The 24173-nt window shown below is 71.0% G+C and carries 21 protein-coding genes; 9 read left to right on the forward strand and 12 right to left on the reverse strand.

Annotated features, from left to right (window positions below):
• Positions 1–48: 48 nt before the first annotated feature.
• The 3 genes from ACWEOI_RS08045 to ACWEOI_RS08055 form a co-directional block, all read right to left on the reverse strand.
• A complete protein-coding gene (locus ACWEOI_RS08045) occupies positions 49–1122 on the reverse strand; it encodes a hypothetical protein (RefSeq protein ID WP_452359240.1) in 1074 nt (357 codons plus the stop codon).
• A 121-nt stretch (positions 1123–1243) separates the two neighbouring features.
• Positions 1244–2371, reverse strand: a complete 1128-nt coding sequence (locus tag ACWEOI_RS08050) for an acyl-CoA dehydrogenase family protein (protein WP_433667919.1) — start codon at positions 2369–2371, stop codon at positions 1244–1246.
• Between the two features lie 9 nt (positions 2372–2380).
• Positions 2381–3550: an acyl-CoA dehydrogenase family protein gene (locus tag ACWEOI_RS08055; RefSeq protein WP_357087196.1), complete on the reverse strand. Its 1170-nt coding sequence runs from the start codon at positions 3548–3550 to the stop codon at positions 2381–2383.
• Positions 3551–3714: 164 nt separating this feature from the next.
• Between ACWEOI_RS08055 and ACWEOI_RS08060 the strand changes: the two genes are divergently transcribed.
• The gene (locus ACWEOI_RS08060; protein WP_433667920.1) at positions 3715–4473 is read left to right on the forward strand and encodes a hypothetical protein; all 759 of its coding nucleotides are present in this window, start codon (positions 3715–3717) and stop codon (positions 4471–4473) included.
• 75 nt (positions 4474–4548) lie between these two features.
• Here the strand turns inward: ACWEOI_RS08060 and ACWEOI_RS08065 are convergent, their stop codons facing one another.
• Complete coding sequence (locus ACWEOI_RS08065; protein WP_433667921.1) at positions 4549–6348, reverse strand: DEAD/DEAH box helicase; 1800 nt, start codon at positions 6346–6348, stop codon at positions 4549–4551.
• Between the two features lie 272 nt (positions 6349–6620).
• Between ACWEOI_RS08065 and ACWEOI_RS08070 the strand changes: the two genes are divergently transcribed.
• Positions 6621–7424 (forward strand): carbon-nitrogen hydrolase family protein, encoded by an 804-nt coding sequence (locus ACWEOI_RS08070; protein WP_433673464.1) that lies wholly within the window; start codon positions 6621–6623, stop codon positions 7422–7424.
• A gap of 41 nt (positions 7425–7465) precedes the next feature.
• Positions 7466–8113 carry a phosphoribosyltransferase gene (locus ACWEOI_RS08075; RefSeq protein ID WP_452359241.1) on the forward strand — a complete coding sequence of 216 codons (648 nt, stop codon included), beginning with the start codon at positions 7466–7468 and terminating at the stop codon, positions 8111–8113.
• 6 nt (positions 8114–8119) lie between these two features.
• Here the strand turns inward: ACWEOI_RS08075 and ACWEOI_RS08080 are convergent, their stop codons facing one another.
• Complete coding sequence (locus ACWEOI_RS08080) at positions 8120–8863, reverse strand: alpha/beta fold hydrolase (RefSeq protein WP_433667924.1); 744 nt, start codon at positions 8861–8863, stop codon at positions 8120–8122.
• Between the two features lie 422 nt (positions 8864–9285).
• Here ACWEOI_RS08080 and ACWEOI_RS08085 point away from each other — a divergent pair, with 422 nt between their 5' ends.
• On the forward strand, positions 9286–13029 hold the full coding sequence (locus ACWEOI_RS08085) for an AAA domain-containing protein (RefSeq protein ID WP_452359242.1): 3744 nt from the start codon (positions 9286–9288) through the stop codon (positions 13027–13029).
• Between the two features lie 53 nt (positions 13030–13082).
• Here ACWEOI_RS08085 and ACWEOI_RS08090 read toward each other — a convergent pair whose 3' ends face one another.
• Positions 13083–14258: an amino acid deaminase/aldolase gene (locus ACWEOI_RS08090; protein ID WP_452359243.1), complete on the reverse strand. Its 1176-nt coding sequence runs from the start codon at positions 14256–14258 to the stop codon at positions 13083–13085.
• 70 nt (positions 14259–14328) lie between these two features.
• Positions 14329–14808: a TetR family transcriptional regulator gene (locus ACWEOI_RS08095; RefSeq protein ID WP_357283428.1), complete on the reverse strand. Its 480-nt coding sequence runs from the start codon at positions 14806–14808 to the stop codon at positions 14329–14331.
• Between the two features lie 419 nt (positions 14809–15227).
• Here ACWEOI_RS08095 and ACWEOI_RS08100 point away from each other — a divergent pair, with 419 nt between their 5' ends.
• On the forward strand, positions 15228–15962 hold the full coding sequence (locus ACWEOI_RS08100; RefSeq protein ID WP_452359244.1) for a tyrosine-protein phosphatase: 735 nt from the start codon (positions 15228–15230) through the stop codon (positions 15960–15962).
• Between the two features lie 78 nt (positions 15963–16040).
• Here the strand turns inward: ACWEOI_RS08100 and ACWEOI_RS08105 are convergent, their stop codons facing one another.
• Entirely contained in the window at positions 16041–17291 is a 1251-nt protein-coding gene (locus ACWEOI_RS08105) for a class I adenylate-forming enzyme family protein (RefSeq protein ID WP_452359245.1), read from the reverse strand.
• A 319-nt stretch (positions 17292–17610) separates the two neighbouring features.
• A complete protein-coding gene (locus ACWEOI_RS08110) occupies positions 17611–18405 on the reverse strand; it encodes an enoyl-CoA hydratase-related protein (protein WP_433667932.1) in 795 nt (264 codons plus the stop codon).
• 200 nt (positions 18406–18605) lie between these two features.
• On the opposite strand from ACWEOI_RS08110, the gene ACWEOI_RS08115 reads away from it, so the two are divergent.
• Entirely contained in the window at positions 18606–19640 is a 1035-nt protein-coding gene (locus ACWEOI_RS08115) for a glutathione S-transferase family protein (RefSeq protein ID WP_452359246.1), read from the forward strand.
• 4 nt (positions 19641–19644) lie between these two features.
• Here ACWEOI_RS08115 and ACWEOI_RS08120 read toward each other — a convergent pair whose 3' ends face one another.
• Both ACWEOI_RS08120 and ACWEOI_RS08125 read right to left on the reverse strand, forming a co-directional pair.
• Positions 19645–20064, reverse strand: coding sequence for a VOC family protein (locus ACWEOI_RS08120; protein ID WP_452359247.1), 420 nt, complete (start codon positions 20062–20064; stop codon positions 19645–19647).
• A 4-nt stretch (positions 20065–20068) separates the two neighbouring features.
• Positions 20069–20908 carry a helix-turn-helix domain-containing protein gene (locus ACWEOI_RS08125; protein ID WP_452359248.1) on the reverse strand — a complete coding sequence of 280 codons (840 nt, stop codon included), beginning with the start codon at positions 20906–20908 and terminating at the stop codon, positions 20069–20071.
• A 130-nt stretch (positions 20909–21038) separates the two neighbouring features.
• Between ACWEOI_RS08125 and ACWEOI_RS08130 the strand changes: the two genes are divergently transcribed.
• The 3 genes from ACWEOI_RS08130 to ACWEOI_RS08140 are packed head-to-tail and all read left to right on the forward strand — an operon-like array spanning position 21039 to position 23537.
• Positions 21039–21755: a hypothetical protein gene (locus ACWEOI_RS08130; protein ID WP_357087233.1), complete on the forward strand. Its 717-nt coding sequence runs from the start codon at positions 21039–21041 to the stop codon at positions 21753–21755.
• Positions 21752–22699: an ATP-binding cassette domain-containing protein gene (locus ACWEOI_RS08135; protein ID WP_433667939.1), complete on the forward strand. Its 948-nt coding sequence runs from the start codon at positions 21752–21754 to the stop codon at positions 22697–22699. The genes ACWEOI_RS08130 and ACWEOI_RS08135 overlap by 4 nt, the downstream gene beginning before the upstream one ends.
• A 49-nt stretch (positions 22700–22748) precedes the next feature.
• Positions 22749–23537, forward strand: coding sequence for a hypothetical protein (locus ACWEOI_RS08140; protein WP_433667940.1), 789 nt, complete (start codon positions 22749–22751; stop codon positions 23535–23537).
• Positions 23538–23540: 3 nt separating this feature from the next.
• Here the strand turns inward: ACWEOI_RS08140 and ACWEOI_RS08145 are convergent, their stop codons facing one another.
• Entirely contained in the window at positions 23541–24074 is a 534-nt protein-coding gene (locus tag ACWEOI_RS08145) for a VOC family protein (protein WP_452359249.1), read from the reverse strand.
• Positions 24075–24173: the final 99 nt, after the last annotated feature.

Genomic DNA, 24173 nt, shown 5'->3' on the forward strand with positions numbered 1-24173 from the left:
GACGGCCAGCGCGCCTCCGACATTCGGCACGCCGGGGACGACCAGCCTCTACCAGTCGCCGTCCTCGACGGGCTTGCCCTGCTTGTCGCCCAACTGATGCACCTGACCGGGTGTCGGCGGATGCCAAGGTTCATGGTCGTCGCCCAGCCAGTCACCGACCGGGACCACATTCGCGAGCGGGTCGGCAGGCGCGAGATCGGTTGCGTCCGAATCGAAGTAGTCGAACCAGGGTAGGCCCGCGGCGGTGTACGCCGCGCGATCGACCGGCGACGGAGGCGCGGCCTCGCCGGTGATGCGCCGCCAGTCGGGCGGGGTCACCAGGTGCACGAAGACGCGGCCCGAGCGCTCGGTGGACCAATCCGCCAGGGGCCGTTCGTCTTTGTAGATCTGCTGCCGCATGGTGCCGCCGACGCCCAGTCCCATGGCGGTGGCGCGCGGCGCCCCGGCCGGATGACCACCCGGGGCCGGCGGCGCGCCGTAGGCCGGAGCCGCGGCCGGCGGCGGCAGGGCGCCGGGGGCTCCCGCCAGGAAGGCGGAACCCGACTTGCGGTAACGCCGGCGGGACGCCCGCTCGCGGCGCTCCTCCTCGGCCTTGCGCCAGCGCGCGAGCTCGAGATCGTTGAGCGCGAAGTTCTGGAGTTGAATCCCGCCCCAGGTCTCCTCCCCGGTGACCTGCCCCTCCACGGTCGCGCCCAATCCCAGTGGCACCGCGACGAATTGCCGGATGGTGCCCTTCCCGGAATTGATGCCGTCCAGCCACGGCTGCCGGGGCAGCACCACGTAGTTCTGCGGATCGCGATCGAGCCGGGCGCTCCACGGCTTCCCCGACACCGCGCACACCTTGCCCACGCCGATCTGCAGCGCCGCGGGCTCCTTCGCGGAGAACGACAGCCACATGGCCTCGCGCAGATACATGGGCAGCATGACGCCACCGCGTTCGGCCCATTCCGGCGGCACCGAGGCGGCGTAGTCCGCCACCCGCCGCACCGGGAACTCGCCGAGCCCGGGCGGCAGCGGATGCGTCCCCTGCTCGGGCAGTCTCAGCGTGCGGATGAACCGCACCCCCACCTCACCGGGCAACACCAGGGTGTTCCCGTCCAGCCGTACGGCGTCTCCTCCCATGCTCCGACCCTACGCCCGCCAATCCGATTGCCGACACCGGAATTTCAGCTTCGCACCCCGGATCGGACACGAACGCGCCCCGCTCGAGGCTCGAGCGGGGCGCGTTCAGGGGGCTTGCGGGTCAGAACTCCACGAGGCTGTACTCGCCGACCCGATCGCTGAGCACCCGCAGATGCTCCAGGTCGCCGCCCAGGGTCCGGGCGATGGCGGTGAGCCGGGCGACATAGTGGCTCACCGGGTATTCGGTGGTGATGCCGATGCCGCCGTGCATCTGGATCGACTCCTGGCCGATGTGCCGGGCCGAGCGGCCGACCTGCAACCGCGCCCGAGACGCCGCGACCCGGTCCGCGGAGCCGTCGGCCACCGCCGCGGTCGCGTACAGGCTCATGGAGCGGGCCAGTTCCAGCGAGACGTACATGTTCGCGGCCCGCTGGGTCAGCGTCTGGAACTTGGACAGCGTGACCCCGAACTGCTTGCGCGTCTTCAGGTAATCGGTGGTGAGCCGCATCGACTCCTCCATCGCGCCCAGCGATTCCGCGCACAGGCTCGCCTGCGCCGCCACCGTGACCGCGTCGATCACCGGCTGGGCGTCGCCGCCGTCGCCGAGGAGTTCGGCTGCCGCGGAGGCGAATTCGAGCTGCGCGCCCCGCCGCCCGTCGAAGGTGCGGAACGGGGTGCGGGTGACGCCCTCGGCGTCGGCGGCGAGCAGGAACAGCCCGACTCCTCCGCCGGGCAGGGCGGCGCTGACCACCAGCTGATCGGCGCAGTCACCGTGCGGCACCGGGTTCTTGACGCCGGTGATCCGGTAGACGTCCCCGTCCGGCACCGCGGTGGTGGCCGGATCGGCGGCGGGCCACCGGGAGCCGGGCTCGTCGTGGGCGAAGGCGAGCAGCGTCTCCCCGCCCGCCAGCGCGGGCAGCACCCGCTGCCGCTGGTCGGCCGTGCCCGCGCGGGCGATCAGCCCGCCGGGGACCAGCACGGCATCGAGGTAGGGTTCGGGCGCGTTGCGGCGGCCGATCTCCTCCATGACGACCATGGTCTCGACCGGGCCCGCGCCCACGCCGCCGTCCTCCTCGTCGAAAGGCAGTCCGAGGACGCCCAATTCGGCCAGCTGCCGCCACACGTCGCGGTTCCAGCCGAGTTCGGTGTCGATGACCTTCAGGCGCGTCTCCGGGTCGTAGGCGCGGCCCAGCAGGTCCCGGACCGTATCGCGCAGCATGACCTGTTCATCGGTGAGTTCGAAATCCATGGCGGCGGCTCACAATCCGAGGATGGTGGAGGCGATGATGGTGCGCTGCACCTCGCTGGAGCCTCCGTAGATGGTGGTCTTGCGGTAGTTGAGGTACCCGGGGCCGCTGCGCTGCGCCCAGCCCGGCGAGGCGATGTCGGCGGCGTTCACCGGCAGCGCGTCCGGACCGGCGATCTCCAGCAGCAGTTCGGTGGCGGCCTGCTGCAGCTCCGAACCGCGCAGCTTCAGCACCGAGGAGGCCGGATTCGGCTTGCCGTCACTGGAATTCGAGATCACCCGCATCAGGGTGAGCTCCAGCGCCAGCAGCTCGTTCTCGATCTCGGCCACCCGGGCCGCGAAGACCGGATCCTCGAGCAGCGTGCCGTTGCCCGAACGGATCTGCGCCGCATGCTCCTTCGCGACGCCCAGCTTGACCTTGGTGCGGCCCACGCCGGTGATGCCGGTGCGCTCGTTGCCGAGCAGGAACTTGGCGTAGGTCCAGCCCATGTTCTCCTCGCCGACCAGCTGGTCGGCGGGGACCCGGACGTTCTCGAAGAAGACCTCGTTGACCTCGTGGTGGCCGTCGATCAGCTTGATCGGGCGGATGGTGACGCCCGGAGTATTCACGTCGAAGAGCAGCATCGAGATGCCCGCCTGCTTCTTGGCGTTCGGGTCGGTGCGGACCAGGCAGAAGATCCAGTCGGCGTACTGGGCCAGGGTGGTCCAGATCTTCTGGCCGTTGACGATGTAGGAGTCGCCGTCGCGGACCGCCGTGGTGCGGAGCGAGGCCAGGTCCGAACCCGCGTCGGGCTCGGAAAAGCCCTGGCACCACCAGATGTCGAGGTTGGCCGTCGGCGGCAGGAAGCGCTGCTTGAGCTCCTCGGAGCCGAACTGGGCGATGACCGGGCCGATCATCTGGGCGTTGAAGGTGAGCGGCTCCGGCACCGACGCCAGCTGCATCTCGTCTTCCCAGATGTGCAGCTGCATGGGCGAGAAGTCGCGGCCACCCCACTGCACCGGCCACTTGGGCACGGCCAGGTGGTTCTCGTTGAGGATGCGGTGGGTGGTGACGATGTCATCGCGAGAGAGCTCGAGACCGTACTTGACGCGGTCACGGATCTCCGCCGGGATCTTGGTCCGGTAGAACTCGCGCAGTTCGTCCCGGAATGTCACCTCATCGGGTGAAAGGGCCAGCTTCATTGCTTCTCCCGAGCGTCGCTGTGATGTCGCCATCAAACCTACCCCCCGGTAACGATCCAATTGTCACCCGGATCACACCGACTGGACGGCTCGGCGGCACCGGGACCGACCTGAACTGGTAGGTTGCCCGAGAACCCCACACCCGCAACGCAGGAGCAGCCAGAGTGAACGGCAGCACGCTTTTCCGGCGCACCGCGGCGATCGCCGCGCTCACCACCGCCGCGGCCCTCAGCACCACCACGGCCACTGCCGATCAGCCCCGCACTCCCGCCGAGACCGGCGTCGAACAGCTCACCCACGCCGTCGGCGACGACGTGGCGGGCAGGACCGCGGTCGCCGACATTGCCAAGTCCGCCCAGCTGGTCGCCGCCGCGAAGCTGGAAAATGTTCAGTTCACACCGTTCTCGTACCTGGCCCCCACCCTGGGCTGCGGCTTCAACATGCCGTTCAGCCTCACCTCGGCCACCGCCGTCACCGGCATCGCGGGCCCGGCGGCCACGGTGTCGCTGCCCGCCGGCAATGTCAGCTTCCAGGTCATGGCCCAGCAGAACGGCTTCCCCCTGTCCTCCGGCTTGACCGTCGCCTGGCTGAACGTGAACAACGGCCGCAGCGGCATCGTCCCCCTCGACGATCACACCGAGTACAGCCTCCCGACGCTGTCCAAGACCGTCGAGACCGGCCCGGGCACCATCATCGCCTCGCTCTGGGGCACCATCGACTACCCCAACGCCCGCTGCGTCGTGCTCCCGACTGTCGGCCTCTCGACGGTCCCGGACGCCCCCGCGGTCCAGGCCACCCCGCCCGCCACCACCCCGGCGGCCCCCGACGCCTCCGGCGCGACCCCCTCGACCACCCCGGCCGCGCCGACCACTCCCGCGCAGACCCCGGCCGACAACTCCGGCTCCGGCAGCGCCCCGGCCTAGCCACTCACGACTCACCGAAAACACAACGCCCGCATCCATTCCGGATGCGGGCGTCGTCGTTTGGAATGCGCTACGTCAGAAGCGCGGCTTGCGCCGGTGCTGGTCCGGGCGCTTGCCCTCGCGGCGGGGGGCTCGGCTCATGGAGCGGGCGCCGGGGGCGCCGGCGTCCAGCTGCAGTTCGATGAGCTGACCGCTGATCCGGGTGCGGCTCAAGGCGTTCAGCGTCTCGTTGGACAGGTCCGCGGGCAGCTCCACCAGCGAGTGGTCCGGGCGGATGCTGATGTGCCCGAAGTCGCTGCGGCGCAGGCCGCCCTCGTTGGCGATGGCGCCGACGATCGCGCCCGGCGCGACCTTGTGGCGCTTGCCGACCGAGATCCGGTAGGTGACCAGTTCCGCGCCGGTCTGACGGTGCCGGGACGGACCGCTGGGCTCCCGGCGTTCGCGGGGGCCGCGATCGCGGTCGTCGAAGGTGCGGGGGGCACGCTCACGGCGCTCGCGCGGGGCGGGCTCCGGGTCGGGCTCCATGAAGAAGTTGTCACCGTCGTGGCCGCCGACCGCCAGCGCCGCCGCGATGTCCACCAGCGGGATGTTGTGCTCGCGCTCGTAGTCCTCGATGAGCTTGCGGAACAGCGGCAGGTTGTCCGAGGCCAGGTTGTCGGTGATGGCGTCGTGGAACTTGGTGACGCGCTGCGCGTTGACGTCCTCGACGCTGGGCAGCTGCATCTCGGTGACCTGCTGGCGGGTGGCGCGCTCGATGGCGTCGAGCAGCCGGCGCTCGCGCGGGGCCACGAACAGCAGGGCGGTGCCGGTGCGGCCGGCGCGACCGGTACGGCCGATGCGGTGCACGTAGGACTCGGTGTCGTGCGGGATGTCGTAGTTGACGACGTGCGAGATGCGTTCCACGTCCAGACCGCGGGCGGCGACGTCGGTGGCGACCAGGATGTCGAGCACGCCCGACTTGAGCTGGCCGATGGTCCGCTCACGCTGCGCCTGCGCGATGTCACCGTTGATGGCCGCGGCGGAATACCCACGCGCGCGCAACTTCTCGGCCAGCTCCTCGGTGGCCTGCTTGGTGCGCACGAACATGATGATGGCCTCGAAGGGCTCCACCTCGAGGATGCGGGTCAGCGCGTCCAGCTTGCGCTGATGCGACACCTGCACCCAGCGCTGGGTGATGTTGGTGTTGGTCGAGGTCTTGGTCTTGACCGTGATCTCGACCGGATCCTTCAGGTACTGCTTGGAGATCTTGCGGATCACCGTCGGCATGGTGGCCGAGAACAGCGCGACCTGCTTCTCCGCGGGCGTGTCACGCAGAATGCGCTCGACGTCCTCCTGGAAGCCCATCTTGAGCATCTCGTCGGCCTCGTCGAGCACCAGGTACTGCAGCTCCGACAGGTCGAGCGTGCCGCGCTCCAGGTGATCGATGACGCGACCCGGGGTGCCGACCACCACCTGGGCGCCGCGCCGCAGCCCCGACAGCTGCACCGCGTAGTTCTGACCACCGTAGATCGGCAGCACATGCGTTCCGGGCATATGGGTGGCGTACCGGCCGAACGCCTCCGCAACCTGGATCGCCAGCTCACGAGTCGGGGCCAGCACCAGCGCCTTCGGCGCCTTGCCCGCCCCGTGCATGCCCTGCAGCACCGGGATGGCGAACGCCGCCGTCTTACCGGTACCGGTCTGGGCGAGACCCACCACGTCATGGCCGTCCAGCAGCGGCGGAATCGTCGCCGCCTGGATGGGCGACGGCGATTCGTAGCCGACATCGGCGATGGCCCGCAGAATGCGGTCATCGAGGCCGAGATCGGCGAAGGACGGGCCGGAAACGTCCCTCTCGTCGTCAGTGGGAACGCTGTCGGCCGGTGAGGTGCTCATTGCCATGGATTTTACTGCCTGCTAGCTGCGGGGTTGACCATCGGGTGAATACCCTGGGAGTCGTGCAACCGGACAACCCGCCCGCGCCCGCCCTCCCGACGCCCTCGAGCCCGGTTTCCGGACTCGAAAATACCGAAGCCGCTCCCGTCCACAACTACGTCGCCGGGACCCTGGCCTCGCCCGATGCGGCCAGCTCGGGAGCCGTGGCGACGGCCGACCCCGAACCGGGCGCCGCGGCCCGGCAGCAGGCCGGCACCGCGCCCGCGGGGTCGGTGGACGTGGCGGTGGTGCAGTTCGATCCGCACACCGACACCGTGGCCAATCTCACCGCGCTGCGCGCCGAGGTCAAAGCGGCCAGCGAACTCGGAGCGAAGGTGGTGGTGGCCCCCGAGTACGCGATGTTCGCCACCAAGCGCCTGGACGAGCGGGTGCTGGCCGCCGCGGAGCCGCTCACCGGAGAGTTCGTCACCGGATTGCGTGGCGTGGCAGCCGAATTCGGCGTGCACGTGGTCGCCGGCGTGGTCGAGGCCGGGGGCCCGGACCAGCCCGCCGGGCACATCTACAACACCCTCGTCGCCGCCTCCCCCGACGCCGAGTTCGCCGCGGTGTACCGAAAAGTTCATCTCTACGACGCTTTCGGCTCCCGCGAATCCGACCTGCTCATCCCCGGCCCGCTCGACCAGTCCCAGACCTTCACCGTCGACGGCGTCGTGTTCGGCATGCAGACCTGCTTCGATCTGCGCTTCCCCGAGGGCATTCGCCGCCTGGCCGCCGCCGGCGCGCACACCCTGCTGCTGCCCGCGCAGTGGATTCCCGGCCCCGGCAAGGTCGATCAGTGGACAACGCTGCTGCGGGCCCGGGCCATCGAGAACACCATGTACGTGGCCGCCGCCGACCAGGCCGCGCCGCGCGGCTCCGGCGCCTCCATGATCATCGCCCCCACCGGTGCGGTGCTGGCCGAACTCGGCGACCAACCGGGCATCGCCACCGCCCGCGTCGACCTGGCGCACCTGGGCGAGGTCCGGTCCACCAACCCGAGCCTGGCGCTGCGCAGATACACCATCCGCGGCGAATGAGCCCCGGTCAGCCGAGGCTCACGCAACTAGACTGAATACCGATGATCTATCCGGATCGCGGGGCCGCCGGGCGCGCGCTGGGTGAGGTTTTGGGGCACCTGCGCGCGGCGGATCCGCTGGTGCTTGGACTGCCTCGCGGCGGGGTTCCGGTGGCGGCGGCGGTGCACGAGGCGATCGGCGGGGATCTGGATGTGCTGCTGGTCCGCAAGCTCGGGGTGCCGTGGCAGCCGGAACTGGCCATGGGGGCCATCGGCGAGGACCGGGTGCGGGTCCTCAATCACGACGTCATGCGGCACACGGGCGTGTCCCCGGAGCAGCTGATCGACATCGAGCACGTCGAACGCGCCGAGCTGGAACGGCGGCGGCGGGTGCTGCGCGAGGGGCAGCCGATCGACATGACCGATCGGACCGTGGTGATCGTCGACGACGGCATGGCCACCGGCGCGACCGTGGCCGCCGGCTGCGAGATCGCGCGCAAGCACGCGCCCCGGCGGGTGGTCGTGGCCGTGCCGGTGTCCTCGGCCGAAGCGCTGCAGCGGATCCGGGCCATCGCCGACGAGGTGGTGTGCCCGATGGTGCCGCGCAATCTCGGCGGCGTGGGCGGCGCGTATCGCGACTTCCACCAGCTCACCGACGCGGAGGTGGTGCGGCTGCTGCGGCCCGCCACCGCCCGCGACCCGGAACGGTGACCGCCGTCAGACCAGCGAGCGGGCGTGCACGAAATCGACCACCTCGGCGGTGACCGCCGCGTGCGCGGGCTCGTGCAGCAGATCGTGGCCGGTGTCCGGGTAGGTGAGGAAGCGCGCCCCGACCTGCTCGGACCAGGCCCGGACCGGATCGATCGGCGCGCGCCGATCGTCCGCGCCGTGCACGATCAGCACCGGCAGACCCTCGGGCAGCCGGGGGCCCGGCCAATCCGATTCGCTGGCGGTCGCCGCCGCGGCCCGGGAGCGGGCCTCGGCCGAACTCCCGCCGGAAACGGCTTGGGCCCGGCCACGATTCGCGACCGCGCTGCCGCGGGCGGACTTCGGCGACCGGCCCTCCAGCACCGCCTGCGGCGTGCCGGACAGCACCAGACCGGAGAAGTCCCGGGGTTCGGCGTCCCGCAGCACCGCCAGTGCGGTGGCCGCGCCCAGCGAGTGCCCCATCAGGAAGGGCGTGGAGTCGGAGTGCTCGTGCACCTGATCCAGGAACATCCGCGCGTCGGCGGCCAGTTCGTGAATATTGCCGGGCCGCTCCGGGTCTCCTTCGCTGAGACCGTGGCCCGAGGTGTCCAGGGCCCAGAGTTCGATTCCGTGGGCGGCGAGCGCCCGGGCAAACCGATGGTAGTGCGCGCTGTGCTGGCCGATTCCGGGCAGCAGAGCCAGGACGGCCTGCGCACGGTCGAGCCGCCATCGTCGGTAGTGAAGGCGGCCGCGAGCGCCCGCGAGGTAAAGCATCGGCAGATTGTGACAGACCGAACGCGGCTATGGGGGAGCTCCGAACAGGCAACTGGTCAGTAATTAACGCGGGGACCGAACGGTCGGCCCGGATTCCCGGTCCCAGGCCGGTCCCGGCGGCCGGACCGGACAGGCGACCCGGTCCCGCCCGCCGGACGACACGCCGGAATGGCGGGGCGATTTCTGGCGTCCGACCGGGCGTTGAGCCGACTACGGCCACCGCACCGCGCACGAGTCGCGTTGTCTCCCAACACCGCCCGCAAACGCGCGCTGACGTGGGCGGCTCGCGACCGGGACGACCCGGCGCGCGGGCCCGACCTGGCGGCACATCACACAGCCCGCAGTCATTACGCTATGGCCGACTCGGCACGTGACGATCCCGGCCGGGCGGGCGGAGCAATGGCACAGGAGGGCCGCGGTTGATGCTGTTCGGTGATCGTGTCGTGTGCAGCACCGGAGACCTGGTGGCGGCGGCGCGTTGTGAGTTCGCGCTGCTGCGCGCGCTCGACGCCGAACTGGGACTGGTGACCCCGGCCGAGTACCCGTCACGCGGCACGCTCACCCCCGGCCCGGACCCGGCCGTCGAACACCGCCTCGCCGACCTCCGCGACCGCCACGGCGACGCCGTCACCCGCATCCGCCTATCGCCGGCCGCCACGGCCACCCTCGGCGTGGCCGCCCTCACGCCCCCGGACGCCGACCCGCTCGCGGGCCTACCCGACGACCATCCCTGCGCGCTCCGCCGCGACACCGCGGCTGCGCCGCCCGAGCACACGCGGGACGAGGCGCTGGCCGGGCTGCGGGTCGCGCACGAGCAGACCGCCACGGCACTGCGCGGCGAGGCCGAGGCGGTCGCGGGGGCCGTCCTGTTCGACGGCGACTTCGCGGCGCGCTGCGAATTCCTGGTCCGCGACCACGCACCCGAGGGCCACGACTACATCGTGACCGGCGTCGCCGGACGCCGCGGCGGCGTCGCCACCCTGCTCGGCCTTGCTGCGGCGGCGGAAGCCCTGCGGCACAACGGCTTCCGGGCCGCGTCGCACGCGCTGGTGTGGGAGGACGGGGTCCCGGTCACCCATCGGCTCGCGGACATGGCGGTGGTCTACCAGGCCCGGCGCGCGCGGCTGAACCTCATCGTGGAATCCAAACTCGGCGAACTACTCCCCGTGCAGTGGGGCGATCGGCGCTTCCTGGCCTGCGGCCACTGCCCCACCTGCACCGCCGAACTCGAGGCCCGCCGGGACCTGCTGCTGGTCGCGGGCATGCGCCCGGCCACCCGCGCCCACCTGCGCGACGCCGGCATCACCACCGTGGACCGACTCGCGGTCGCCGACTCCACGGTCACCGGCATCCCCGCCGCCACGCTCACCGCGCTGCGCCGCCAGGCCGAGGTCCAGATCCTTCGCGAACGCACCGGCCGCCCCGTGCACGGCCTCGTCGAGCCGGCCGCCCTCGCCGCGCTGGCCGCCCCCGCCCCGGGCGACCTGTTCGTCAGCGTCACCGCGCCGCCGGGACCCGACGGCGTCGGCGTCCCCACGGTCAGCGCCTGCGGAACAGCCCGATCTCGGGCCGGGATATGCCGTACCGCAGGCGATTTGATCGTTCACGTGGGTTTCGCAGCGGCGATCGGCGACTCCGATCCCGCGAACGCCCGCTCCCATCGCGCCGACGGCCCCCGTGACACCCTGGCCGATGCCGCTGAACACCCGCGCGAGCCGGAGCGCGCCGCCGCCGGGCTCGGCAACGCGGAAATCCCGCCGGTGGCACTGAGTTTCGGTCCCAGAACGCCCGGCGCGACGGCCCCCGGGACCGTCTGCGATCGCGTGGCCACCGCCGAGCGCGAGCCGATGCCCGGCGTGAGCACCATCGACCTGGGCTTCGTGCCCGCGCCCGCGCTGCCGAAAACCGAGCGCACCTTCGTGATTCGAGGCGGTGAGCGCGACGGCGGGGTGTCGCTCACCCGGCGGCGGGACGACGCGGACGAGCTGCTGGAGTTCCTGATGGAGCGGCAGCGCGAATTCCCGGAGCTGCGGATCCACCATTACCGCGGCGATCTGCGCGAGGTGCTCGACACCGTCGGGGAGCGCGACTCCGAGGCCGAGGACGCCGTGGCGGAGCTGCTGCCCGCGCTGGTCGACCTGTACCCGGTGGTGCGGGCCGCGCTGGTGGTCGGCGAGCGGTCCTACGACCTGCACCAGCTGCCGCCCAATCAAGAGGAGACCGCGCACGGCGCCGAAGCGGTCCTGCGCCTGCGGGATTGGCTGCTGGAGCTGGCCGCCGAACACCGGGTGCGGCCGAGCCGCCGCTGGGCCTACGACTACGCCGAGACCGGACCCGACGACGTCGAGGCCGCGCTGCGGGAATTCGCCGAGAGTTCGGGCGCGCGACGCGGCCCGGCCCAGGAGGCGGCCGGACTGACCGCCGCCGCGCTGGGCTATCACCGGCGCGAACGCCGCCCGCTGCGCTGGGCCCACGACGACCGCCTCGACCACCCCGTGGACGAATGGGCCGACACCGCGGGCGTACTCGTCGCCGACTCCGGCTCGGTCGACACCGACTGGCACGGCACCGGACAGCGACCCCTGCGCCGGTACCTGACCCTGACCGGACGCCTGGGCACCGGCAACGCGCCGCCGCCCGGCACCCCCGTGCTCACCCTCTACGACCACGCCGCGCCCGGTATGGCCGTCACCCCCGGGCTGCGCGCCACCGCGCACGCCACCGTGCTCGGCTGCTCCCTGGACGCGGGCTTCGAGGACGTGATGCGCGTCGTCGAGTTCCTACCCGAGGGCTGCGCGCCCTACGACGAGCTGCCCACCGCCATCGCGCCCTGCCCGCCCGGCCCCGACGCGCGTCTCGCGGAAGCCTTGGAGGACACCGCACATCAGCTGCTGGTGACGCTCCCCCAGGTGCCCGAGACGGCCGTCTTCGACATCCTCGCCCGCCGCCCGCCCCGGCTGCGCACCCGCGCGACGCTGCCCGAGGTGTTCGGCGACCAGGCCGCCGCCGTCACCGCGGCCGTGCTTGACCTCGACAATTCCTATGCGGCCGTGCAGGGTCCGCCCGGCACCGGCAAGACCGTCACCACCGCGCGCGCCGTGGAACGCCTCGTCACCCGCCACAAGTGGCGGGTCGGGGTGGTGGCGCGCACGCACCGGGCGGTCGAGCATCTGCTCGACGCCGTCGTCGAGGTGGGCGTGCTCCCGGAGCTGGTGGCCAAGGCCGACAGCCGCGCGGTGGCCCCGGAATGGCTGCCCATCGAGGCGTCCCGCTATCCGCGTTTCCTCGACAATGCCGTGAACGGCTGTGTGGTGGGCGGACTCTCGGGCGACTTCACCGATCCGGAACGCATCGCGCGCGACAGCCTGGACCTGCTGGTCATCGTGGACGCCGGGAAGTTCCCGCTGGCCGAGGCGGCCGCGGTGGCGGTGTGCGCGCGCAACCTGCTGCTGATCGGCGACCCCGCGCCGCCCGCCGCGCACGGCACCCATCCCGAGCCCATCGCCGAATCCGTGCTGGGCCGGCTGCTCGGCGCGCACCGCACCCTGCCCGCCGCCTACGGCTACTTCCTGGACCGCACCTGGCGCATGCATCCGCGCATGTGCGGGCCGGTGTCGCGGCTGCGCTACGACAATCGGCTGCGCTCGAACGAAACCGTCACCCTGGCACGCGAACTCGACGGCATCCCGCCCGGCGTGCGCACGGTCGCGGTGGAGCATCACGGCAACGGCACCGAATCCGCCGAGGAGGCGCGCGAGATCGTGCGCCAGGTACGGACGCTGCTGGGTCTGCCCTGGCACACCGGAGCGGTCACCCGCCGCCTGCACCCGCACGACATCCTGGTGGTTGCCCCGTATCACGCGCAGGTGGCGCGCATCCGAACCCTGTTGTCGCGGGCCAAGATCGAGGACGTGCTGGTCGGCACGCCCGACCACTTCCAGGGTCGCGAGGCGGCGGTGGTGCTGGTCTCCATGACCACCTCCGCGCCCGAGGACGCGCCGCACGGCATCGGCGCGCTGCTGTCGCGGCACTGGCTGACCAGCGCCATCTCGCGGGCCATGTGGTCGGCGATCATCGTGCGCTCACCGCTGCTGACCGAATTCCTCCCGGCCACCACCGCCGAACTGTCCGACCTGGCCGCGGTCCTGCAACTCGACCGGGTCTGACAGCGCGGCACCGAGTTCCCCCCGACAGCCGGAACTCGGCGCCGCACGTGCCGTCAGCCGAAGTTGTGGCCTTCGCCGCGGTAGGTCGGCACCGTGGTGCGGCTGCCGTCGGCGTCGACGAGGTGGACCTCGTTGAACCGCTCGCACAGCTCGCCCGCCTTGGCGTGCCGGAACCAGACGCGATCACCGATCCGCAGCCCGTCGGCGCCTGTCAGCGGGGTCTGCACCTCGCCCGCGCCCTCGGTGCCGATCAGCTTCAAGCCCAAGGGCCACACCGGTTTCGGCACCCGCGACGCGCCCGTGGGACCGGAGGCGATGTAGCCGCCGGAGTACACGGTGGCGATCCCCGGCGCGGGACGGCGCAGCACGGGGGCCGCGAAGTACATGGACGGACGCGGAGCGAGATTGCGGTAGCCGTCGAACAGGGTCGGCAGGTACAGGCCCGAACCCGCGGTCACCTCGGTGACGCCCGGGTCGGTGATGGAGACCTCGATGGACCCGGTGCCGCCGCTGTTGACCAGCTCCAGTTCACCGGCCACCGACCGCACCGCGTCCAGCACCTGGCGGCGGCGCTTGCCGATCTCCGCAGTGGAGGCCCACTTCACCAGGCGCACAGCCGGGTTGGTGTCGGGCAGGCCAGCGATCTGGGCCTCGTAGGTCATCACGCCGACGAGCCGGAAACCGCGGGAACGGGTTTCGGTCGCCAGCTTCGCGGCCTGGTCGGGGGTGCGGATCGGGGAGCGGCGCACGCCCAGGTGCAGCGGGCCGATGCGCAGGGAGGCGTCGACATCCAGACACACACGGGGAGCGGCCTTCTCGCCGACGACGGCGCGGATGAAGTCCAGCTGGTCGACGTCGTCGACCATGAGGGTGATGGAGTCGAGCAGCAGCGGATCGGCGGCGAGTTCGGCCAGCGCGTGCCGGTCGGCGGTGGGATAGCCGAGCAGCACATCGCGCGCGCCCTCGCGGACCAGCCAGATCGCTTCGCGCAGTGAGTAACCCATGATCCCGGCGAAGCCGCCGGACGCGGTGAGCTTGTCGCCCAGCACTTCCTCGAGCACCGCGCGGCAGCGCACGGATTTACTGGCCACCCGGATCGGCACGCCGCGGGCGCGGCGCACCAGATCGGCGGCATTGGCGCGCAGGGCGGTCAGGTCGACCGCGGCCAGCGGCGGTTCCAGGTCGGCGGTGGCCGCGTGCAGCCCGCTGATCGGCGACGAATCGGTCACCAGATCATTCGACCACGAACCTGGTCACTCGTCCAGCACAAAGTTGGGGCGAATCCGCCGGAGCGAATTCTCAGAGGTCGACGGCCTTGGTGGACAGGTACGAGACCAGGTCGTCCAACACGACCAGTGAGATCTCGTCATCGCAGTCCGCCAGCCAGCGCAACACCATGCCCTGGATGACGGCCAGCAGGTAGGCGGCGATGGCGTCGACCGGTTCCAGCCACTGGGTGCCCGACCGGCGGGCGCACAGGTCCAGGAACTCGGTCACATCGGCGTCCAGTTCCCGGAACATGGCGGTGGCGATCGGATCCGGCACGCAGCCGGTCTGGTTCTCCCAGCGCCGCCGCAGCACCGACAGGGTCGACTCGTAGGCCCGCAGCTGGCGGTCGGGTGAGGATTTCAGGATCGGCCACAGCGTGCTGACGCCCGCGTGCAACAGAACTCGAAGCGCACGATTACCGCTGAAATCGAGCGACCCGGCCGCGGCCTCGATGGCCTCGGTCATAGCCGGACGAAGTCCGACCTGGGTGATTTCTCCACTTGCGCTCAACGACGACTCCCTTTGGCGAAAAGACTCGCGCACCTCGCCTGCGCGGCTCGCTCAACGGGTTGCAGATCAGCATCGATCACCGGCCTGTACCCCGGCGTACCCGTTCAACGGGTACCGATGTTACGTCGTTTACCGGCCTTGCGACCAGCTTTGATAGTCCAATACGTACCTCAGGATTGTTTTGTTACCTGATTGAAACGGGCCTGCGATCGATTGGGAATGATCAAATTGAACGATCGCCAGGTAAAGACGTTGTTTGGACCAATCGGTATTTTATTGAGGTATGCGCGACACGCATAGCGGGTGTGCGCGAAACCCACACCCGAGAGCGCATTTCGGGAACCCGGATTCGCCGCGAACGAGTCCCGCTCACCGATCGATCGCCGACCACTAGTCCCACTCACCGATAGCCTGAGCTGGTGACCTCTGCGCGCTACGACCAATTCCTGATCTCCGGCACCTTCAACTTCCGCGATCTGGGTGGAGCACGGACCATCGGTGGATCCACCGTCAAGGAAGGCGTCCTGCTGCGGTCCGCCCAGCTCAGCCGGATCGACGACGCCGGTGTCGACACCCTGCGCACCCTGGGCGTCACCGATATCCACGACCTGCGCGGACACGCCGAGATCGACTACATCGGACACGACGTCATCCCGGACGGCGTGCGACTGCGGGTCACGCCCTTCGACTCCCGCATGGGCCAGACCCCGCCGCACGAGGCGCGCGACAAGGCGACCGCCCAGGCCCACATGCTCGAGGTCTACCGCCAGTTCCCGGCCCTGCCCGAGGCCCACCTCGCGATCAAGTCGCTGGCCGACTCCACGCTGGCCGGCACCGCACTGGTGCACTGCGCCGCGGGAAAGGACCGCACCGGCTGGGCGGTGGCCACGCTGCTGCGCGCGGTCGGGGTCACCGAGGACGACGTGTTCGCCGACTACCTGCTCAGCAATGACGCGGTGCCGGTGCTGCGGTCGTTCATGACCGCGGAGTCCGACAAGGAGGTCTCCGACGACCTGCTCGGCGTCCGCACCGAATACCTGGAGTGCGCCACCACCTCGATGCACGCCCTCTACGGCGGCCTCGACGGCTACCTCACCGAAATCGGCATCACCGTCGAGATCCGCGACGCCCTGCACACCCGCCTGTTGGGCTGACCCCGACACACCCGGGACGCCCGCGCGGCGCCTGAGCCGGTCCGCGCGGCGGCTCGGCGATGTGTCCGACCGCGGCGGTCAGCCGACCCGGCGGACCAGACCGTCGGCGGTAATGCTGACCTGGTTCCCGGTGTGGAACCAAGGCCCGGTGAAGCGCGATTCGGTGGTCTTCGGGTCGTTCCAGTAGCGCGGGCTCACATTCGGCCCGCGGCACAGCAATTCGCCGCACCCGGCGTCCGCGCGCGGGCCCCACAACGCCAGTTCGGTTCCACCGAAGGCGAATCCGAGGGTGTCGCGGGCGCTGTCGTGATCGTCGAAGTCCAGGGCGGTGTCGTCGCGGGCCAGGCCGATGCCGGAGGTCTCGGTCGCGCCCCACACCGACCACTGCCGCGCGGCCGGGAAGACCTCGCGCAGGGTGTCGGCGACCGAGCCGGAGGCGGCGGAGGCCGCGGCCAGTTCGGCGCGGTGCCCGGCGCTGCACACCTGACGCACCTGCTCCACCCGCAGCCCGGCCAGGCCGGGCAGCAGCCCGGCGAAGATGCTGGGGGTCGCGGCGACCATGTCGATGCGTTCGGCCACCAGCGCCCGCGGCACCAGGGACCGGTCCGGGGTGAGCACCACCGTGCCGCCGACCGCGAATGTCGGCAGCAGTTGATCCACGCACCCGCTGGCGTGCGCGAGCGGCAGCAGCACCAGGTTGCGCAGGCCGTCGGTGGGCAGATCCAGCGCGCCCACCACGGAACGGATTGCGGAGAGCAGGTTCTCGTTGGTCAGCTCCACCCCGCGCGGGGCGGTGTCGGGGCCCGGGCTGGTGTAGGAGAGCAACGCCAGCTCGCCCAGGGACGCGCCGTCGTCGATGAAGGCCGCGCCGTCGGGCAGGGCCGCGGCGAAACCGGCCGCGGTGCCGCCGCCGTCCAGCACGAAGTCGGCGCAGGCGTCGCGAATCACGCGGTCCGCCAGCGCGTCCGGGAGGCCGTCGTGGACCAGCACCGGGACCGCGCCGGAGAGCAGCGCGCCCAGGAAGGCCTGGACCCAGCGGGCGCCGACCGGCATGCGGACCGCGACCCGGTCGCCGTAGCCGATGCCGTGCTCCTGCAGCCCGCCCGCGATGCGGGAGGCCGAGTACCAGAGCTCGCGGTACGTGAGCCGGGGGCCGCCGATCTCGACGACGGCCTCGCGGGCGGCGAAATTGTGGACCTGGATGTCGAGTAGCTCGGTCAGTGCGGGGGTGAGGTTTCCGTAGCGCAGGATGCCGTCGGCGGCGCGCGCAAGCGGGTTGTCACACCAGCCGTTTCGCGTGTGCGGGAATTCCACGAGTAACTGCGACATCGTCCCTCCGAGTGCCTCGAAGCCCTGCCAGGCATGAGTGACTATATGATGCAGATCACAGGAGTGGGCGGATTGTCGGCAAACGGATGTCAGGCTTTGACCCCACGGAAACAGATCGGCGTCCTGCCAAACCTCGGTTCCCCCAATCGAGCCTGCGGAAACGTCGGATTTGGGCTGCCGTTCACGACCCTGCGTCCGAAATGGCCTCCGAGTGGTCTCGTGTCGCTACCAATCCGACACCATCGCAGGTAGACGGCTTGACACGCCCGGGCGTCATTGGACACGCCCGGGCGCGCACAGCCGGTCCGACCGGCCGGGCCTATTTGCCCGTGTACGTGGCCTTTCCGGGGCCGACCTCCAGGAAGCTGCGCACCGCGCCCTTCAGGTCCTCGGTGCCGAAAAGTTGCCCGGACACCTCCGGGGTCACCGAATCCGCGTGGGCGACACCGCCGGACCGCCAGGCCTCGATGATCGCCTTGGTGGCCGCGTGCGCGCGGGTCGGGCCGTCGGCGAGGCGGGCCAGCAGCGCCCGGGCGGCGGCGTCCACGTCCTCGTGCACGGCATTGACCACACCCCACTCGGCCATGGTGGCGGCGTCGTAGAGGTCACCGGTCATGACGAACTCGCGGGCCCGGCCCGAACCGGCCCGCTCGGCCAGCCGCTGCGGGCCGCCCATGGACGGGGTCAGGCCGACCACGGTCTCCACCAGGCCGAACTTGGCCTTGGGGGCGGCCAGGATGATGTCGCAGGCCAGCGACATCTCGAAGGCCGCGGTCAGGGTCAGCGAGTGGGCGGCGAAGACGACCGGGCACGGCAGCGCCTCGAGCGGGTGGATGATGCGCGCGAACAGGGTCTGCCACAACTGCGCGCCCTCCTCCTCCGACAGCCCGTCGAAGACATGCACGTCCACGCCGCCCGACACCAGCTTCCCGTCGGCGCGGATCAGCAGCGCGCGGGGCGGATTCGCCGACAACTCCTCGAGATCCGAGGCGAGGGTGTCCATCAACGCCTTGTCGAAGAGATTCAGCGGCGGATGGTCGATGGTGAGGATCGCCGCGTCCGCGCCGCCGGCGGTGACGATGCGCTCCAGGCGGGTGGGCTTCGAGTCAGTCATGCCCTGAATGTATGCGGACGCTTACCTTCGCAAAAGGGCAAGCGCAACATCGGCGGTGCCGACCGCAGAAGATCACCCCGATGGTTCGCGGCCGTCTCGATTCTGGACTGACGGAGCGGGGGAGCGAAGCGGAGGAGCGGAGGAGGGAAGAATCGAGACCTAGGGGCCGCGAACCCGCCCGGAGCGAAGCGGAGGGCAAAATGGGCACAGTGACCACCTCGAAATCCGAGCCGGGGACCTATGTCGAGCCTGGCGAATTCAAGCGGGACACGAACTACATCGAGACGCGGATCACCGCGGACGGGCGGGACGGGTATCCCGTGGAGCCCGGCCGGTACCGGCTGGTCGCGGCGCGGGCGTGTCCGTGGGCCAATCGCACACTGATCGTGCGGCGGCTGCTGGGGCTGGAATCGGCGTTGTCCCTGGGCTTGTGCGGGCCGACCCACGACAAGCGCAGCTGGACATTCGACCTGGATCCGGGCGAGGTGGATCCGGTGCTCGGCATCCACTTCCTGCAGGACGCCTACTTCAAGCGGTTCCCCGACTACCCGCGCGGCATCACCGTGCCCGCCGTCGTGGACGAGCGCACCGGCGCGGTGGTCACCAACGACTACGCGCAGATGACCCTCGACTTCTCCACCGAGTGGGCCGAGTACCACCGGACCGGCGCGCCCGACCTGTACCCGGAAGATCTACGCGCGGAGATGGATCCGGTCATGCGCCGCATCTACACCGAGGTCAACAACGGCGTGTACCGATGCGGGTTCGCGGGCGACCAGCAGGCCTACGACGCCGCCTACGACCGGCTGTTCACCGCGCTCGACTGGCTCAGCGAACGGCTCGCGGGCCAGCGGTACCTGATGGGCGACACCATCACCGAGGCCGATGTGCGGCTGTTCACCACACTGGCCCGGTTCGACCCGGTGTACCACGGCCACTTCAAGACCAACCGGCAGAAGCTCACCGAGATGCCGGTGCTGTGGGCGTACTCCCGCGACCTGTTCCAGACCCCCGGTTTCGGCGACACCGTCGACTTCGTGCAGATCAAGCAGCACTACTACATCGTGCACACCGACATCAATCCGACGCGGGTCGTGCCCAAGGGCCCCGAACTCGGCGACTGGCTGACCCCGCACGGCCGGGAAGCCCTGGGCGGCAAGCCGTTCGGCGACGGCACCCCGCCGCCTCCGCCGGTGGAGGCCGAGCGGGTGCCCGCCGGTCACGGCGCGGTCTGACCGCTCACTCCCCCGCCGCGCCCCGATAGGTGCCGAAGCTCCAGTAGACGCCTTCGGGGTCGCGGCAGGTGAAACCCTTTGATTCGTAATCGGTTTCGTCACGCAGTTCGCGGGTGATGGTCGCGCCCGCGGCCCGCGCCCGCTCGTACAGCGCCTCGACCTCGTCGAGGGCGATGTACACCGAGCCGACACCGGGCGGCTGGCAGTCCAGCGCCATGCCCTCGCGCACCCCGCCGAGCATGATCGCGCCACCGCCCGGCCAGGCCAGCTCGGCGTGGTCGACGGTGTCGCCCGACTCGTAGCGGGCGGTGGTCTCGAAGCCGAAGGCGGCCTCCAGGAACGTGATCGCGGCCGCGGCGTCGCGGTAGACCAGGGTCGGCCAGACGACGGTGGCGGTCCGTACGGGATTGGTGGTTTCGCTCATGGCACTAGCCTCCGACCTCGGCCCCTAATTGGTCTTGGACGAATGGGAACTCCTCGTTCTCCCGCCACACCGACGGCGGCATGCCCGCCAGCTCCCGCCACTCGCGGGCCATGTGCGCCTGGTCGTAGTACCCGGCGGTGGTCGCCACCGTGGCCAGCGGCGGCGCGACCGGCTCACGCAGCAGCCGGTGCGAACGTTCGAAACGGGCCACCCGGACCGCGTCCTTGGGGGTGATGCCGAACTCCGCGCCGAACCGGTTGCCGAGATGCCTTCGGCTCCAGCCGATCTCGTCGGCCACCTCGGCCACCCGCACCGCCGGGTCCGGCCCGGACAGCAGCGCCCAGGCGCGGGTCAGCTCGTCCTCCCAGCGCACGGGGGCGATGTGCCGCAACAGGATCTCGTCGATGACGGCGAACCGCTCCGGCCACGACACCGGCTCCGCCAGCCGTTCGCGCAGCTCCGTGGCGCGCGGCCCGATCACGTCGGCCAGGTCCACGATCCACGAGCCGAGCGCCGCGGCGGGCATCCCCAGCACCGCCCGGCAGCCCAGCGGGGTCAGATTCAGCTGCACGCCGTGCTGGAAGCCGTTGTGCGCGATCACCGCCGGACGCACCGTGAGCCCGCTGGCCAGCATGTCCCAGTGGCCGCCCGCCTGCTCGGGATGACTGGAGACGGGGACGTGGATGGATTCGCCGATGGTGATGATCACCGTCAGCGCCGAGCCCGGCATGCCGATATGGGTGCCCGGGGTGAAGCCGTGCAACAGGTAGCCCTCGTAGTCGAGGACGTACGCGCTCAGCCGCGGGTCGGGCACACCCGACGCGCCTTCGGACACGCCTGCCACCCGGTCCACCCTAGGCCGATCCGGCGTGGCGCGCGATGGTCCCGTCCGGAACCGGTCTATCTCGCGAATCGTTGTCGGGGTGCCATAGAGTTTCGGTCGGAGAGGACCGCACGGAAGTAAGGGGTTGCCGATGTTCAAGGGCGGATTCGAAAAGGCGGTCGTTTCGCTGCTCGACAACGGGTCCCAGGTGCAGGCCCCGGCGGTCGCGAAATACGTCGCCAAGCTGCGGGCCGATCACCCGGACGAGACACCCGGGCAGATCATCGCGCGGTTCGAGAAGTTGTATCTGAACACCGTCACCGCCTCCGGCACCGCGGTCGGCGCGACCGCGGCCGTGCCCGGCGTCGGAACCGTCGCGTCGGTGGCCGCCATGAGCGCGGAGACCGCGTTCTTCCTGGAGGCGTCCGCGGTGTTCACCCTGGCCGTGGCCGCGGTGCACGGCATCGCGCCCGAGGACAAGGAACGCCGCCGCGCCCTGGTGCTGGCGGTGGTGCTCGGGGAGAGCGGCATGGAGATCGTGCAGAAGAGCGTCGGCGTATCGGCCAAGAACTGGGGTGGCCTGATGGCCGCCAAGATCCCCGGCCTGAGCTCCATGAACGACTCGCTGCTCAAGCGGTTCATGGTGCAGTTCATCGCCAAGCGCGGAGCGCTCATGGTCGGCAAGGTGATTCCGGCCGGAATCGGCGCGGCCATCGGCGGATTCGGCAACCGGGCGCTGGGCCGCCGCACCGTCGACAATGCCCGCAACGCCTTCGGCGCGCCGCCGCTGAGCTGGCCGCAGCCCATGATCGTCGACGCCGACCCGCTGACCGCCCTGAACGCGCCGGCCTGGAACAAGCAGCAGTGAGCGCCCGGCCCCTCGCCTTCGCCGCCGGCGGGCTGACCAAGACCTTCGAGAGCATCACCGCCGTCGACGACGTCAGCTTCGTGGTGCCCGCCGGGACGGTGGCCGCGCTGGTGGGACCGCACGGCGCCGGCAAGTCCACGGTGCTGCGCATGCTGCTCGGACTGCTCACCCCCACCTCCGGCACCGCCAGTGTGGGCGGGCCCGGTTCCGGGGCGCGGGCCGGGCGGCGGGCGGTCGGCGCGATGCTCACCCCGCGCGGGCTGGACCCCGCGCGGCGGGTGCTCGCCCAGCTGCGCGTGTACGCCGCGGCCGCGGGCGTCTCCGACGAACGGGCCGAGGAACTGCTGCGGCTGGTCCGGCTCCTCGACGCCGCCGACGAACGGATCGGCGGACTCACCGAGGGCATGCGGACCCGGCTGGCGCTGGCCGTCGCCCTGCTCGGCGATCCCCCGCTGCTGGTGCTCGACGATCCGGCCACCGGACTCGACATCGGCGAAACCGCCTGGCTCAACGACCATCTGCGCGGCCACGCCCGCCGTGGCGGCACCGTGCTGCTCACCTCGCGCACGTTGAGCACCGTGCTGCCCATCGCCGACGAGCTCATCGTCATGGACCGCGGCCGCATCGCCTACCAGGGCAGTCCCGCCCGGCTGCGCCGCAGCCACCCGGACCGGCTGCTGGTCAAGGCCTCCAGCCCGATCGCGCTGGCCACCTCGCTGGCCGCGCAGGGCTTCACCGACGCGGTCATGCGGCCCGACGGCCGTCTCGCCATCGCGGAAGCCTCACTGTCGCAACTGGAATCGGCCGCCGGCGCCGCCCGGGTCCAGCTCACCGAGGTCACGCCCGAACACATCCACCCGGATCAGGTGCTGGCCGCCCTCACCCACACCGGACCCACCAACCCCGCCTACCCCGGCCCGGCCGCCTACGGAACGCACCGGTGACGTCGTCGCGCGGCGGCTCGAGCACCGAGGTTCCACGAAAGGACGCTCGATGAAGTTCACTGTGCCGCCGGTGGTGGCCCGGGCCGCGAATTCCGAAGTGCGGAAGGTGACTTCGGTGCGGCTGAACTGGGTGATCGGCGGCGGGGTCGTCGCGGCGGGCGTGGCGGCCTTCGTGGCGCTGGGCGCCGGATTCCAGCCCGGCGGCGAGAACGCGCAGGGGTTCAGCTCCGGGTCCGGGTGGACAGCCATGCTCACCGCCTGGGTGGTGGTGCTGACCGTGGCCGCGGCCGCCGCCTTCGGGGCGGTCGGCGCGGGCTCGGAGTTCGCCACCGGGGGTGTGGCGATGAGCTCGCTGTTCACGCCCGACCGGACGCTGCTGCTGAGCACGAAACTCGCGGTGGCGGGGGCGTTCTCACTCGCCACCGTGGTCGCCATGGAGGTGCTCGGCGGGGCCGCCATGCGGCTGGCGGGCGGCTCGCGGGTGCCCATGGACGGCGGCTACTTCGGCGTGCTGATCGGGGTGGCGCTGGCGGCGGTGTGCTGGGCGGTGATCGGGACCGCGGTGGGCTTCGTGCTGCGCTCGCCCACCCAGGCGCTGATGGCGGTGCTGGGCTGGGCGGTGCTGGAGCCGCTGATCTGGATCACCGCGCGCGCCATCGGATTCGGCGGGCTGGCGGCCATTCTGCCGGTGTCCTCGACGGTCGGGGCGATCAGCGGCGGACGGTACGCCAAGAACGCGCTCATCGCGCCCACTCCGGCGGCGATGGCGATGTTGGTGCTGTGGAGCGCGGCCGCGGGCGCGGCGGGCTGGTGGTTCTACACCCGCCGCGACATCTGACGCTCAGTCGCGGTCGGCGAACACCCGCTGCCAGACCGCGTGGTCGGTGCGCGGGCCACCCGGGGTGTACGCGCCGTACTCGGCGATGAGCCCCGGCAGATCCAGCGGCAGGCTCGGCGCGGTCATACCCGCCAGTTCGGCCTCCACCGCGGAGTCGGGAACCAGCCAGCAGACCTCGAATTCGATGCCGTCGGGATCGGCGGCGTAGAGGGCCTTGGTGGAGGCGTGGTCCGACGCGCCCGTGAGCGCGCCCGCCGCGATCAGGGCGTCGCGCACCCGCTGCAACTCGCTGAGCGTGTCCACCTCCCAGGCCAGGTGGTAGAGCCCGACGCGGCCGGTGCGGTGCGGCACCGACGGGTCCGGGGACTGGAACAGGCCCAGGTCGTGGTCATTGGCCGACCCCTCGGCCTGCAGGAACGCCCCGCCCGGGAAGCCGCCGGGCAGGCGGCGGAAGCCGAGCACCTCGCTGTAGAACGCGACCGAGCGTTCCACGTCGGAGACGAACAGGACAGCGTGATTGAGGCGCTGAATCGGCATGGCGGGAACTCCGTTTCGACGGGACCGGACGCGGGGGTACGAAGTTCAGCGGAACACGCCGGGACCAGAGACACAAGGCGGCGTCCCGGCCACACTGGT

This window comes from Nocardia sp. NPDC004340 (assembly GCF_053602575.1).

Excerpts from the sequence above, each read along its gene's own strand:
- ACWEOI_RS08085 (WP_452359242.1), top strand. The coding sequence starts at position 9,286 with ATGCTGTTCGGTGATCGTGTCGTGTGCAGCACCGGAGACCTGGTGGCG.
- ACWEOI_RS08130 (WP_357087233.1), top strand. The coding sequence starts at position 21,039 with ATGTTCAAGGGCGGATTCGAAAAGGCGGTCGTTTCGCTGCTCGACAAC.
- ACWEOI_RS08055 (WP_357087196.1), bottom strand. The coding sequence starts at position 3,550 with ATGAAGCTGGCCCTTTCACCCGATGAGGTGACATTCCGGGACGAACTG.
- ACWEOI_RS08105 (WP_452359245.1), bottom strand. The coding sequence starts at position 17,291 with ATGTCGCAGTTACTCGTGGAATTCCCGCACACGCGAAACGGCTGGTGT.
- ACWEOI_RS08045 (WP_452359240.1), bottom strand. The coding sequence starts at position 1,122 with ATGGGAGGAGACGCCGTACGGCTGGACGGGAACACCCTGGTGTTGCCC.
- ACWEOI_RS08075 (WP_452359241.1), top strand. The coding sequence starts at position 7,466 with ATGATCTATCCGGATCGCGGGGCCGCCGGGCGCGCGCTGGGTGAGGTT.
- ACWEOI_RS08145 (WP_452359249.1), bottom strand. The coding sequence starts at position 24,074 with ATGCCGATTCAGCGCCTCAATCACGCTGTCCTGTTCGTCTCCGACGTG.
- ACWEOI_RS08120 (WP_452359247.1), bottom strand. The coding sequence starts at position 20,064 with ATGAGCGAAACCACCAATCCCGTACGGACCGCCACCGTCGTCTGGCCG.
- ACWEOI_RS08080 (WP_433667924.1), bottom strand. The coding sequence starts at position 8,863 with ATGCTTTACCTCGCGGGCGCTCGCGGCCGCCTTCACTACCGACGATGG.
- ACWEOI_RS08115 (WP_452359246.1), top strand. The coding sequence starts at position 18,606 with ATGGGCACAGTGACCACCTCGAAATCCGAGCCGGGGACCTATGTCGAG.
- ACWEOI_RS08050 (WP_433667919.1), bottom strand. The coding sequence starts at position 2,371 with ATGGATTTCGAACTCACCGATGAACAGGTCATGCTGCGCGATACGGTC.
- ACWEOI_RS08110 (WP_433667932.1), bottom strand. The coding sequence starts at position 18,405 with ATGACTGACTCGAAGCCCACCCGCCTGGAGCGCATCGTCACCGCCGGC.
- ACWEOI_RS08065 (WP_433667921.1), bottom strand. The coding sequence starts at position 6,348 with ATGAGCACCTCACCGGCCGACAGCGTTCCCACTGACGACGAGAGGGAC.
- ACWEOI_RS08140 (WP_433667940.1), top strand. The coding sequence starts at position 22,749 with ATGAAGTTCACTGTGCCGCCGGTGGTGGCCCGGGCCGCGAATTCCGAA.